The organism is Caballeronia sp. Sq4a (assembly GCF_023170545.1).
Classification (GTDB): Bacteria; Pseudomonadota; Gammaproteobacteria; order Burkholderiales; family Burkholderiaceae; genus Caballeronia.
The window spans coordinates 987,900-1,000,715 of the sequence record NZ_CP084251.1; the positions used below are offsets into that span (position 1 = coordinate 987,900).

Here is a 12,816-nt window from a genome sequence, read left to right on the forward strand (position 1 = left end):
CGGCAAGCCCTTATACTGTGCCGCCCCCGCTGGCCGCGTTTCGATTGCAGCCAAGCGACGGGCGTTTCGAGGCATCGCAATCAGTCGGGATTTTCAAAGCATGCAAGCAAGGTTCAAGGCACTCGTCGCCGCGCTGCTCGGCGCCGCGTGCATCAGCGCGGTCGCGAACGACTGCCCGCAGTTCAGCCCGTCCGGGCGCGAACCCGTGGTGACGAACGCGAAGATGCGCGCGTCCACGCAGGAAATCTGCTATTCGGACTTCGCGCTCCTGCACTCGGGCGTCACGCACGGGCCGTTGTGGTCGGCGGAACATCTCACGGCGCAGAGCGTCGATGACGCGAAGGACAACACGCGCACCAATCGCTTCTTCGTCGACAAGCGGCTGCCGCGCGGCGACAGCGCGCAACTCGACGACTACAAGCGCAGCGGCTACGACCGCGGCCACATGAGCCCGGCGGGCGACCGTGCGAGCAAGCAGGGCATGGCCGAATCGTTCTCGCTCGCGAACATCGTGCCTCAGGACCCGTCGAACAACCGGCGCATCTGGTCGCGCATCGAGCAGGCGGTGCGCCGGCTCACGGAGGAATCGGGCGAGGCGTACGTCGTCACCGGGCCGCTGTTCTCGGGCCGGCAATTGCAGACGATCGGCGAATCGCGCGTGTTCGTGCCGACGCAGTTGTACAAGGTCGTGTATTTGCCGCAGCGTCAGATCGCGTTCGCGGTGGTCGTCGAGAACGCGCCGACGAATACCTATACGATGAAGACCGTGCGCGAACTCGAAGCCATGAGCGGTCTCGCGTTTCCCGGCATTCCGGACGCGCTCAAGGACAAACGAATTGGAGGATTGCGAGGTGTTTAAGCCCTTTGCCAACGATACCGACGCCCTGAACATTGCGGGCGACGCCATCAACATCGTCAACGGCAAGACGCGCGTGACGATCAGCGGCGATCTGACGATTGCGCGGGACCAGGCCGGCCTCGCCGCCGCGAAGGCGCTGCACGACGCGCTCGGCGCGATCGTCGAGTCGCTCGCGAAGGACGCGCATCTGCCGGCGAAGCTGCCGGACGAGCCGCCCGCGCCCACCGGCACGGCCGACAATCCGTTCATCTGACGGCATCGCGCGTCAGGAGAGCGCAGCGTGATCGAATGCCACGTCCGCCCGAGTCCGCTCGGCCCGATTCTGTATCGCGCCGAGGACGCGTGTCTGACCGGCCTCTTCTTCGTCGGGCAGAAGCACTTCCCCGCCGGGCTGCCGCCGCACGAGATTGTCCACGACGGCCGGCCCGCGCCGCGCGTGATCGAAGCCGCGTGCGATGAGATCGCGCAATATTTCGCCGGTGAGCGGCTGACGTTTTCAGTCCCGGTCAGGCTGCGCGGCACGCCGTTTCAGCAGCAGGTCTGGGATCTTTTGCGCCAGATTCCTTTCGGCGATGCGTGGACTTACGGCGATCTCGCGCGGCGGCTCGGCTTGCCGCCCGGCGCATCGCGGGCCGTGGGCGGCGCGAACGGGCGCAATCCGGTGGCGATCATCGTGCCGTGTCATCGCGTGATCGGCGGCGACGGTGAGTTGACGGGCTATGCCGGCGGCGTGGACCGGAAGCGATCGCTCCTGACGCTCGAAGGCGGCCGCGGACGCGCGCAACTCGCCCTCTTCTGAGCGCCGCGACGACGAAAAAAAGCTCGCGGACTGTGTGGTCCGCGAGCTTTTGCTTTTGTCTGAGTACGACGCCTCAGCGCGTTATTGCGTCAACACGACTTCCACGCGACGGTTCTCGGCACGGCCGACGCTCGTCGCGTTGGATGCGATCGGATGCGACTCGCCGTAAGCCTTGGTCGCGAAGTCCTGCGCCTGCAGGCCGTGGGTCTTCAGGTACTCCAGCACGGCGCGCGCGCGGCGCTGGGACAATGCGACGTTGTACGACGCCGAACCGATGGAATCCGTATAACCCTGCACCACCACCGACGAGAACGTCACGCCGCGACCATCGGTGATGAGCTTGTCGAGAATGGCGCGGGCTTTCGGCGTGAGTTGCGCGCTATCGAACGCGAAGTTGGTCTTCTCGTCGAGCGTGACCTTGCGCACCGGCGCAGCGACCGGCGTCGCGGCGACCACCGGCTGCGGTTCGGCTTGCTGAACGGGCGTCTGCGCAACCGCGGCTGGCTGCGGCATCCCGCACGTGAAGACGATTTCGCCTGCGTTGCCCGGCCCATTCGTGCCTTCCACGTTTTGCAAGACATTGACCGGCTGATTTCCACACATTTTCTGCGCGGCTTGCATGCACGCACTGCCGTTCTGGAACACGCCGTAGCATTCAGAACGGAACGCCTTCTGCCCGCCCGATGTCTGGATTTCATTGATATTGAACGTGGGTCCGGAAGTGGTGGAGCAACCGGCGAGCACAACGACGGCGGCGAAAACGACAGCAACGGTTTTTTTGAGCATCTTTGATTCGACTTGAGAACGCGAGGCCTGGAATCAGGCGCGCTTGAGATACGAGTGACGCGTGCTTTCCCGACTGGAAGGGATGCGGCGTTTTGAAGCGTTGCGATTCTAGCAACGCGTTTTGCGTCTCCCGCAGGGATAAATCCCAATTTTTCGAACTTTTCCGAGCCGAGAATGAGGCGTTATTTGCCCGTCGCGGGAAGATCGCCGTCGGCCTGCTTCTGCAATTCCAGCACGCGCAATTGCAGCGCGCGAAGCTGAGCTTGCGCCGCCGCCTGCTCGGTGCGCAATTGGCGAATGGCGTCCTGCTCCCTTGCTGATGACTCGCCACTTCGCTTTGCTGCGCGCGAGCGACATCGAGATCAGCCTGCAAGCGATTGGCCCGTTCCTGTTGCGCGGCGATCTGCCGTTGGGCGTAAGGCGTTTGCGCTTCGAGATTGATGCGGCGAATCTCCGCATCGGCCAGCGTCGCCGACGACTTCGCGAAATCCGAATAAACCGATTCGGCGCGCGCCTCGTTTTGCGTCTTCAGCACGCGCCAGACTTTATCGAGCTGAAACAACGCCGCGTAATACGTCATTTGCTCGCGATAATACGCGAGACTCGCGCCGTAACTGCCGTTCACGGTTTTGCGCAGAGTGATGATTTTTCCGTCGCGGGTCAGCGCTTCTAATTCGGCGACGTCGCCGTTTGCAGATAAGGCATTGTCCGGCGTATCGGGCACGCGGGCGGATTGCGCTTCGCCGGGCGCGGCGCGCACGCTTATCGACAGCACGCACCAGCCCGCGATCAGCGCCACTTTCGAAACAGGCACGCGTTTCATTGCATTATCCCCGGACCATCGACAATGGAATCAGCCCGGATTATGACGAGACGCCGCGATGAATGCGAGCCGGTTTTTGACCGGCGTTATGCGAATTGCTGATGCCTGATTCGCGCTTCCGATAATTCGACCGTTTCGCGGCCAACCGGCGTTTGAAGCGGAGAAAATATGCGCGAGTCCGTAGGTGAAATGGGCATCGGCGAGAAAATGCCGCGATCGGCGCTGAACGCAAACGGCGCGGCCGAAAAAATATGCGAGTCCGGCAACGGCTCGGCCGCTCTTGAAGGCGTAGCCGACGAGAGCAGGTAAGAAGTCAGACAGGCGGCGAGCGCGACGGCGCTCCAGATCGAGTGCGAACGGTTCATGGCTGGCTAAACGGAGGCTGGCGCAACGCGCCGGGAGGCGGAGCCCGAGAACGCGCGGCTCCACGACATCGAAGACCGTATTTGACCAGCGGCGACGTCCGCCGCCCATGAGAGGGTTCTCAAACAGCCGTTGTCCGCGACAAATCGGCGACCCTGGGCGCCACGGGCTCGGATTATGCGAGGCCGAAACGCCGGCGCACTTATGAGGACCGCTTGCGACGGCAGCGCGGACGCTCAACGCAGCCGCCCGCTCAAAGCCCGCACAGGAATGCGAGCGATTCAAACGGCGACACGTTGCCGGTAGTCAGCCATAATTCGCGTTCTTTACGAGCCCGTGCGCCAAGTAAAAACGAAAATTTCATGAGCCAAGACGACAATCTCCCCGCCGAATCTTCACCCGAGCGCGCCGCGAACGACGACAACGTCACCACGGGCGTCCCGGGCCTGGACGAGATACTCGGCGGCGGCTTTGTCGGAGGCGGGCTCTACATGATCGAAGGCATGGCGGGCGCGGGCAAGACGATCCTGTCATCGCAAATCGGCTTTCATCGCGTCGCGCAGGGCGACAAGGTGCTGTACATCACGCTCATCGCGGAATCGCACACCAAGCTGCTCTCGCATTTGCGCGCCCTGTCCTTCTACGACGCCAACGCCATTTCCGGCCGCATGCTGTTCGTGAGCGGCTACCACGAACTCATGCGCGAGGGTCTTTCCGGCTTTCTCGCGCTGATCGCTTCCACGATCAAGTCGAGCCGCCCGCGCTTCATGGTGATCGACGGCTTTCGCAGCGCGCGCGAGTTCAGTTCGACGGAGCTGGAACTCTCGCAGTTCATCCACGAGCTGTCGGCGTTCGTCAGCGCGGCGCGGTGCACCACGCTGATTCTCGCCCCGCTCTCGGGCAACGAGCCGCATCCGGAGCACACGCTCGTCGACGGACTGATCGAACTGAACCGCTTCAGCACCGGCATGCGCCGCGCGCGCGAGATCGAAGTGCATAAGCTGCGCGCCCGCGACCACTTGCTCGGCAAGCATTTCTTCAGCATCTCGAATAGCGGCGTCATGGCGTACCCGCGTCTGGAGGCATCGGCCGCGAACCAGCACGCGCCACGCCATTACGATTCGAAGCTCTCGTTCGGTTTCCCCGAGTTCGACCGCATGATGGGCGGCGGCGTGGCGCGCGGCTCCACGACGACGCTCGTCGGGCCGTCGGGCGTCGGCAAGACGCTGCTCGGGCTCAAGTTCCTGCAGGCGGGCGTCGAACGGGGCGAGCGTTGCGTTTATTTCGGCCTGTACGAATCGCCGGACCGGCTGATCGCGAAGGCACGGTCGGTGAATATCGATCTGACCGACGCGGCGAAGGACGGCCGCCTCGCGATCGAGTGGCATTCGGCAGTCGAGTTGTCCATCGACGAACTTGCCGCGCAACTGCTCGGCGTCGTCGCGCGCACGGATGCTTCGCGGCTCGTGGTGGACGGCATCGACGGCTTTCATCAGTCGGCCAACCGCGCGGAACGTTTCGGACTGTTTCTGAACGCGCTCACTTTGCGACTGCGCGATGCCGGCGTCACGACCATCGTCACGGAGGAACTGCCGCTTTACGGCGAAACCGCGCCGCCCACCACCATGCGCGCGTCGGCGATGACCGAGAACATCGTCCTCATGCGCTACGTCGAGGCCAATTCCGCGCTCTACCGGATGGTGTCGGTCGTCAAGCAGCGCGAGAGCGCGCACGATTCCGGCATCCGCCGCCTGACCATCGATGCGCGCGGCCTGCATATCACGGAGAGCTTCATCGGGCCGACAGGCATCCTGTCCGGCCATCCGTCGCTCTCGCCTGCGCTGTCCGTGACCGATCCCGGCCCGCGCACATGAAAAAGATCCTTGTCGTCGACGACGAATTCGACATCCTGACCACCTGGCGGCTCGTGCTGGAGATGGAAGGTTACGAGGTGACGACGGCGTCGAACGGACGCATCGCGCTCGACGCCGCCAAGCTGAACGCGCCGGACGTCATCATCACCGACTGGATGATGCCGCACATGGACGGCGTCGAGTTGATCCGCAGTCTCGCGGCAAGCGATACGCTCAACAAGGTGCCGGTCATTCTGATGAGCGCCGCCGCGAACGCGCCGGAACTCGACCATCCCGACGCGCGGTTCCGCAGAAAGCCGCTTTCCATCGACGATTTGCTCGCGCTGGTGGCGGATCTGGCGAATCGCAGATGAGCGCGCGGCGCGGTGGGCACGAAGCGTGCTCTATCGTCCGTTCCGGCGCTGCCGGTTGAATCGAAGCAGTAACGGGGCAATACCAACGCAAACCGCTTCAACGAGAATGGGAGGCACCATGGTGCAAGATCAAGTGGAAGGCACGGCTCAAAACGTGGTCGGCAAGGTGCAAGACGCGGTCGGCGCGCTGACGGGCGATTCCGGCACGCAGGTCGAGGGCAAGGCGCGTCAGGCGCTCGGCTCGCTGCAGCAGACGTACGGGCAGACGCTCGACAACGTTCGCAGTGCCGTCTCGGATCAGCCGATCAACGGCATTCTGATCGCCGCGGCCGTCGGGTTCCTGCTGGGCGCGTTGTGGAATCGCGATCGGTAGTCTTCAGGCGCGACGCGCTGCGCATTACCGCAGCGCGCACGCGTTTGAGCGACGAAGCCGGCGTCTCGCGCGCCGGCTTTGTCGTTTGTGGCGGTCCTATGCTCTACGCGGCGAGCACATTCGACAACGTGCCGATCCCCGCGATCGACACATCGACGCGCGCGCCGTCCTTGATCGACCCGACGCCGATGGACGTCCCGCATGCGATCACATCGCCCGGCGCGAGCGACATGTCGTGTGAAATCAGGCTGACCTGCTCGGCGGGCGAGAAGATCATGTCGTCGAGCGGGTAGTTCTGGCGCTCGACGCCTTCCACCGTGGTCACGACATTCGCGCTGCGCCAGTCGAACCCGCTGACGATTCCCGGCCCGAGGCACGTGAACGTGTCGAAGCCCTTCGAGCGGCACCACTGCGCGAAGTTGGGATCTTCCTGAAGCAGTTCGATGGCGGTGACGTCGTTCACGCAGGTAAAACCGAAAATCGCATCCTCGGCTTCTTCCACCGACGCGCACGACACCGCCTTGCCGATCACGATGCCCAGTTCGCCCTCGTAGGCAATCTTGCCGTGATAATTCTTCGGCCGGCGAATCGACTCGTTCGGCCCGATCACCGACATCGGCGGCTTGATCAGAAAGAGCGGATGCTGCGGCGGCGCCTTGTCGAGCTTCTGCGAGAGCGCGTAGTAGTTGTTCCAGAGCGCAATGACCTTGCTCGGCTCACAGGGCGCGAGCAGCGTGAGGTCGTCCACGGGCAAGGAGATGTCGGTCGGGCGCGGCTGATCGAACAGCGCGCCGTCGTGCTGCACGACGCGCCCCGAGCGCTCGTCGAGTGTGCCGAAGCCGATATGTCCGTCGGCATCGCGAAAACGTATCCAGGTGGTCACGGCATTCCTTTTCTAATTGGCGCGAGCCGCGGCCCGCGCCGTTCCCTGGGATCGAATCGGATCAGATCAGGCCCGCGCCGCGCGCCCACTTGTATTTCGCGCCGAGCACCGCGACGGGCAACTCGGTCGAATACGCGTAGGCCGGCACGCCGTGTTCGTACAGATACTCGGCGGCCTCCTCCACCTGCACGTCGCCGGCCAGCGACGCGACGATCGGCTTTTCGATGCCGCGCGCCTTCATCTCCTCCTTCACTTCGATCACGAGTTTGGCGAAGACCATCGGCGGCGTGATGATCGTGTGCCAGTAGCCGAGAATGATCGAATGGATGCGGTCATCCTCGAGCCCGAGCTTGATCGTGTTCTTGTACGTGGTCGGCGGCTCGCCGCCCGTGATATCGACCGGATTGCCCGCCGCGCCGAACGGCGGGATGAACTTGCGGAACGCGGCATCGAGATCGTCGGGCATGGTCATCAGCGAAAGGCCGTTGTCCACGCAGGCGTCCGAGAGCAGCACGCCCGAGCCGCCCGCGCCGGTGATGATGACGGTGTTTTCGCCCTTCGGCGTCGGCAGCTTCGGAATGCCGCGCGCGAATTCGAGCAGATCGCGCAGCGACCGCGCGCGGATCACGCCGCATTGCGCGAACACGTCCTCGTAGATCTTGTCGTTGCCGGCGAGCGCGCCCGTGTGCGAACTCGCCGCGCGCGCCCCGAGGCTCGTTCTGCCCGCCTTCAGTACGACGACCGGCTTCTTCTTCGACACGCGCCGCGCGGCTTCGGCGAAAGCGCGGCCGTCCTTCAGATCTTCGCAGTGCTGCGCGATGATTTCCGTGTTGTCGTCCTGCTCGAAGAACGTGAGCAGATCGTCTTCGTCGATATCGCTCTTGTTGCCGAGCCCGACGATCGCCGACACGCCCATCTTCGCGGAGCGCGAAAAGCCGATGATCGCCATGCCGATGCCGCCCGATTGCGACGAGAGCGCGGCCTTGCCCTTCACGTCGTACGGCGTGCAGAACGTCGCGCAAAGGTTCTTCGGCGTGTAATAGAAGCCGTAGATGTTCGGGCCCATCATGCGGATGTCGTACTGGCGCGCAATGCGCACGAGCTCTTCCTGTCCCTCCTGATTGCCCGTTTCGGCGAATCCTGATGGAATCAGCACCGCGCCGGGAATCTGCTTCTCGCCCACCTCCACCAGCGCCTGCGCGACGAACTTGGCGGGAATCGCGAACACGGCCACGTCGATCACGCCCGGCACGTCTTTCACGCTCTTGTACGCCTTGCGGCCCATGATCTCGTCGGCCTTCGGGTGGATCGGATAGATGGTCCCCTGATAGCCGCCGTTGATCAGGTTCTTCATGACCGAGTTGCCGATCTTGCCGTCCTCGTTCGACGCGCCGATCACCGCGACCGCATCCGGCTTCATGATGCGGTTCATCTGCCGGACGATCTGCTCCTGCGTCGGGCGATAACGCGGCTCGGCCGGCTCGAAGTCCATCACGATGCGCACGTCCGCCGCCACGGCGCCGTTCGGGCTCGCGAAGACCGGGTTCAGGTCCATCTCGGAGATCTGCGGGAAGTCGTCGACGAGGCGCGACACGCGCTCGATCAGCGTCACGAGCGCCTCGCGATTCACGGCCTCCGAACCGCGCACGCCGCGCAGGACATCGGCGGCCTGAATGCCGTCGAGCATCGACGCGGCCTCTTCGCGCGTGACGGGAGCCAGGCGGAACGTCACGTCCTTCAGCACTTCGACGAGCACGCCGCCGAGCCCGAACGCGATCAGCTTGCCGAACGACGGGTCCGTGACCGCGCCGATGATGACTTCCTGGCCCGCGCCGACCATCTGCTGAACCTGCACGCCGACGATGGTCGCGTTCGCGTCGTGCTTCTTCGCGTTCTCGATGATGGTCGCGAAGCCCGCCTTCACGTCCGCTTCGTTCTTCACGCCGACGAGCACGCCGCCCGCCTCCGTCTTGTGCAGAATCTCCGGCGAGACGATCTTCAGCACCACCGGAAAGCCGATGAACGACGCGAGCTTGGCCGCGTCGTCGGCGCTGGTCGCGACGCCTTCCTGCGGCACCGAAATACCGTAGGCGTCGCAGACGAGCTTGCCTTCCGGCGCGGTCAGCGACGCGCGGCCTTCGGCCTTCACCCGCTCGAAGATTTCCGCGACGCGGCGCTTGGCGTCGGCCGCATGCAACGGCACGACGTTCGATGCCGGCGTGGAAGATTGGACTGTTTCGCTGCGTTCCTGGACGACCGTGCTGTTCATGTTGGCGTGTCTCCGTGTATTCGAGGACGAGTCTGGACCGCGCGCCGCCCGTTGCGGGCAGCGCGCGAAGGGCGCATCGGGAGTGAAAGCTCAGATCGCGCCGAGGCTCTTCAGCGTGGCGATCTGGTCAGGCGTGTAGCCGAGCTCGGCCATGACTTCATCGGTATGCTCGCCGAGCAGCGGCGAGCGCACGACTTCCGTCGGGCTGTCCGAGAGCTTGATCGGGTTGCCGACCGTCAGGTACTTGCCGCGCACCGGATGGTCCACTTCCACGACCGTGCCGGTCTTTCTCAGCGACGGTTCTTCGGCGATTTCTTTCATCGAGAGAATCGGGCCGCAGGGAATGTCGTGCTTGTTCAGGATCTCCATCGCCTGGAACTTGGTTTTCGACATGGTCCAGCGCTCGATTTCCGCGAAGATTTCTTTCAGACGCGGCAGGCGAGCGTTCGGCGTCTTGTAATCCGGATGCTCGATCCACTCTTCCTTGCCGATGACCTTGCAGATCTCGCCCCACACCGGCGCCTGCGTGATGAAGTAGATGTACGCGTTCGGATCGGTTTCCCAGCCCTTGCACTTCAGGATCCAGCCCGGCTGGCCGCCGCCCGACGCATTGCCCGCGCGCGGCACCGCGTCGCCGAACTTGCCGTTCGGATACTGCGGGTACTCCTTCATGACGCCGGTGCGTTCCAGCCGCTGCTGGTCGCGCAATTTCACGCGGCACAGGTTGAGCACGCCGTCCTGCATGGCCGCGAGCACTTTCTGCCCGCGCCCCGTGCGGTTGCGCTGATACAGCGCCGTCACGATGCCGAGCGCAAGATGCAGCCCCGTGCCGGAATCGCCGATCTGCGCGCCGGTGACGGTCGGCGGGCCGTCGTCGAAACCGGTGGTCGATGCCGCGCCGCCCGCGCACTGCGCAACGTTCTCGTAGACCTTGCAGTCTTCGTACGGCCCCGGCCCGAAGCCCTTGACGGACGCCACGATCATCGCCGGATTCAGCTCCTGGATGCGCTCCCACGTGAAGCCCATGCGGTCGAGCGCGCCCGGCGCGAAGTTCTCGACGAGCACGTCGCACTTCTTGACGAGCGTTTCGAGCACTTTCTTTCCCTCGGGATTCTTCGTGTCGATGGTGATCGACCGCTTGTTGTGATTGAGCATCGTGAAGTAGAGGCTGTCGGCATCGGGGATATCGCGCAGTTGCTCCCGCGTGATGTCGCCCGCGCCGGCGCGCTCCACCTTGATGACGTCCGCGCCGAACCACGCGAGCAGCTGCGTGCAGGTCGGACCCGATTGAACGTGCGTGAAATCGAGGATGCGTACGCCATCCAGTGCCTTGCCCGAGGTGTTCATGGCTGTCTCCCTGTGTCTTCGATCGCGTTCTTTATTTGTACATCGTCTGGGCCATCGTGCCAGGGGCGTATACCGTAGGATCGACCCAGATATTGATGACCGCGCTCTTGCCGGTTTTCGCGATCGACTCGCGCGCCCGCTGCAACGCGCCCGCGATCTTCGACGCTTCGTACACTTCCTCGCCGTAGCCGCCGAGCATTTCGGCGAAGCGGCCATACGGCACGTCCGAGAGCAGATTGCCGACGTTGCCGCGCTCCTCGCCGTATTTCGCGAGCTGGCCGTAGCGAATCTGGTTCATCGCCGAGTTGTTGCCGATCACCGCGATATACGGCACGCCGAAGCGGTTGGCCGTTTCCATGTCGAACGAGGTCATGGAGAACGCGCCGTCGCCGTAGTAGCAGAGCACTTCCTTCTCCGGATTGGCGAGACCCGCCGCGATGGCGAAGCCCGTGCCGACGCCGAGCGAGCCGAGCGCGCCGGGGTCCATCCACTGGCCGGGGCGGCGCGGACGCACGGCTTGCGCCGAGATCGTCACGACGTCGCCGCCATCGCCGATATAAATGGTGTCGTCGGAGAGGAACTGGTTGATCTCGTGCGCGACGCGATACGGATGAATCGGGCTCGCATCCGACGTGAAGAGCGGCATGAGCTTGGCGGTCGCGGTTTCTTCCGCCGCCGCGAGTTCGCGCATCCACGCCTGGCGCGACTGGCGCTTGTCGTTCTTCAGCCGGCCGCTCGCGGCTTGCAGCACCGCGCCGAGAATCGCGCCCGGATCGCCGACGAGCCCGAGGTCGATATCGCGGTTCTTGCCGACGGTGCGGTAGTCCATGTCGATCTGCACCAGCTTCAGCTCTTTGCTGATGCGCTTGCCGTAACCCATGCGGAAATCGAACGGCGTGCCGACGATCACGATCAGATCCGCCTTCGCGAAAGCCTGCGAGCGCGTGCGGTCGAAGTGATGCGGATCGCCCGGCGGCAAGAGGCCGCGGCTCGCGCCGTTGAAGTAGCCGGGAATGTCGAGGCCGCGCAGCAGCGCGATGGCCTCTTCGTGGCCGCGCGCCGTCCAGACTTGCTGGCCGTAAAGGATCGCCGGGCGCTCGGAGTTCACGAGCAGATCGGCGAGCTTTTCGATGTCCTTTGGATCGCCGACCGATTTCGTCGATGCGCGATAGCGTCCGGGCTGCGGAATCACGGCCTTGCTGACGTCGATTTCACGGTCCAGCACGTCGCGCGGAATCTCCAGATACGCCGGGCCGGGCGCGCCGTTAAACGCTTCGCGGGCGGCCATCGAGACCATGTCGGCAACGCGCTCGGTGCTCGGCACGGTCGCCGCGAACTTGGTGATGGGCGACATCATGTCGACGTGCGGGAGGTCTTGCAGCGAGCCCATCTTGTGCTGCGTGAGCGCGCCCTGCCCGCCGATATGGATGATCGGGCTTTCCGAGCGAAACGCCGTGGCGACGCCCGTGACCGCGTTCGTGCAGCCGGGGCCGGCCGTCGTCACGACGCAGCCGAGCTTGCCCGTCTGACGCGCGTAGCCGTCGGCGGCGTGAGCGGCGACCTGCTCGTGGCGCACGTCGATGATGCGGATGCCTTCATCGACACAGCCGTCGTAGATATCGATGATGTGGCCGCCGCACAGCGTGAAGATGGTATCGACGCCTTCGTTCTTGAGGGCGCGCGCAACGAGATGGCCGCCCGAGACGACGCCCGCGCCGCGCGTCTTTTGCTTGAGCGTGTCATCGGCGGTGGTGGTGGCTGGAGCGACTTCCGGACGGCTGCTGACGACTTCGGACATGTGTTGTCTCCTCCTCGAATGGGGTGATGTTCTTTCGCTCAGGACCTCGCGCTGTTGTCCCGTTGCTGTGATATACAATATTCCACACACAGTATTAGTCAACGATGTTCTGATTGGAACAAACCCTGTGATGCGGTGCATGATCGACGCTTCCTGCTGCTGTAACTGCTTTTCACGTTTGTTCTTGCTGCGACGCAAAACGACTGCTCGCTATCCTCACGGCTCTGATATGTGATATATCTGATATCAGCGCGGACCACTGCATCGTCACGCGCATCCACGACAACGA

The 12,816-nt window shown here is 64.0% G+C and carries 13 protein-coding genes; 6 read left to right on the forward strand and 7 right to left on the reverse strand.

The features are described from left to right. Nucleotides 1-100: 100 nt before the first annotated feature. From LDZ24_RS18510 to LDZ24_RS18520, 3 genes are read left to right on the forward strand one after another with little or no spacing between them, the layout of a single operon-like run. Entirely contained in the window at nucleotides 101-859 is a 759-nt protein-coding gene (locus LDZ24_RS18510; protein ID WP_248322663.1) for a DNA/RNA non-specific endonuclease, read from the forward strand. Next, on the forward strand, nucleotides 852-1,112 hold the full coding sequence (locus tag LDZ24_RS18515) for a hypothetical protein (RefSeq protein ID WP_175941054.1): 261 nt from the start codon (nucleotides 852-854) through the stop codon (nucleotides 1,110-1,112). Before LDZ24_RS18510 ends, LDZ24_RS18515 begins: the two co-directional genes overlap by 8 nt. 27 nt (nucleotides 1,113-1,139) lie before the next feature. Next, the gene (locus LDZ24_RS18520) at nucleotides 1,140-1,658 is read left to right on the forward strand and encodes a methylated-DNA--[protein]-cysteine S-methyltransferase (RefSeq protein ID WP_248322664.1); all 519 of its coding nucleotides are present in this window, start codon (nucleotides 1,140-1,142) and stop codon (nucleotides 1,656-1,658) included. An 81-nt stretch (nucleotides 1,659-1,739) separates the two neighbouring features. Here LDZ24_RS18520 and LDZ24_RS18525 read toward each other — a convergent pair whose 3' ends face one another. The 3 genes from LDZ24_RS18525 to LDZ24_RS18535 all read right to left on the reverse strand — a co-directional run bounded on the left by LDZ24_RS18525 (nucleotide 1,740) and on the right by LDZ24_RS18535 (nucleotide 3,741). Next, on the reverse strand, nucleotides 1,740-2,225 hold the full coding sequence (locus LDZ24_RS18525) for an OmpA family protein (protein ID WP_248323343.1): 486 nt from the start codon (nucleotides 2,223-2,225) through the stop codon (nucleotides 1,740-1,742). 127 nt (nucleotides 2,226-2,352) lie between these two features. Further along, the gene (locus LDZ24_RS18530) at nucleotides 2,353-3,267 is read right to left on the reverse strand and encodes a DUF2968 domain-containing protein (RefSeq protein WP_248322665.1); all 915 of its coding nucleotides are present in this window, start codon (nucleotides 3,265-3,267) and stop codon (nucleotides 2,353-2,355) included. A gap of 30 nt (nucleotides 3,268-3,297) precedes the next feature. Beyond that, entirely contained in the window at nucleotides 3,298-3,741 is a 444-nt protein-coding gene (locus LDZ24_RS18535; protein WP_248322666.1) for a hypothetical protein, read from the reverse strand. 251 nt (nucleotides 3,742-3,992) lie between these two features. Between LDZ24_RS18535 and LDZ24_RS18540 the strand changes: the two genes are divergently transcribed. From LDZ24_RS18540 to LDZ24_RS18550, 3 genes are all read left to right on the forward strand, one after another. Continuing rightward, complete coding sequence (locus tag LDZ24_RS18540) at nucleotides 3,993-5,504, forward strand: ATPase domain-containing protein (protein WP_248322667.1); 1,512 nt, start codon at nucleotides 3,993-3,995, stop codon at nucleotides 5,502-5,504. Then, nucleotides 5,501-5,857 (forward strand): response regulator, encoded by a 357-nt coding sequence (locus LDZ24_RS18545; protein ID WP_248322668.1) that lies wholly within the window; start codon nucleotides 5,501-5,503, stop codon nucleotides 5,855-5,857. Before LDZ24_RS18540 ends, LDZ24_RS18545 begins: the two co-directional genes overlap by 4 nt. Before the next feature lie 118 nt (nucleotides 5,858-5,975). Further along, a complete protein-coding gene (locus tag LDZ24_RS18550; RefSeq protein ID WP_248322669.1) occupies nucleotides 5,976-6,230 on the forward strand; it encodes a CsbD family protein in 255 nt (84 codons plus the stop codon). A gap of 103 nt (nucleotides 6,231-6,333) precedes the next feature. Here LDZ24_RS18550 and LDZ24_RS18555 read toward each other — a convergent pair whose 3' ends face one another. The 4 genes from LDZ24_RS18555 to LDZ24_RS18570 form a co-directional block, all read right to left on the reverse strand. Then, a complete protein-coding gene (locus tag LDZ24_RS18555; protein ID WP_248322670.1) occupies nucleotides 6,334-7,113 on the reverse strand; it encodes a fumarylacetoacetate hydrolase family protein in 780 nt (259 codons plus the stop codon). 61 nt (nucleotides 7,114-7,174) lie between these two features. Further along, nucleotides 7,175-9,382 (reverse strand): acetate--CoA ligase family protein, encoded by a 2,208-nt coding sequence (locus LDZ24_RS18560; protein ID WP_248322671.1) that lies wholly within the window; start codon nucleotides 9,380-9,382, stop codon nucleotides 7,175-7,177. Between the two features lie 90 nt (nucleotides 9,383-9,472). Beyond that, on the reverse strand, nucleotides 9,473-10,729 hold the full coding sequence (frc, locus tag LDZ24_RS18565; protein ID WP_175941045.1) for a formyl-CoA transferase: 1,257 nt from the start codon (nucleotides 10,727-10,729) through the stop codon (nucleotides 9,473-9,475). A gap of 31 nt (nucleotides 10,730-10,760) precedes the next feature. Further along, nucleotides 10,761-12,527 (reverse strand): thiamine pyrophosphate-binding protein, encoded by a 1,767-nt coding sequence (locus tag LDZ24_RS18570; protein ID WP_206469230.1) that lies wholly within the window; start codon nucleotides 12,525-12,527, stop codon nucleotides 10,761-10,763. Between the last annotated feature and the right edge of the window lie 289 nt (nucleotides 12,528-12,816).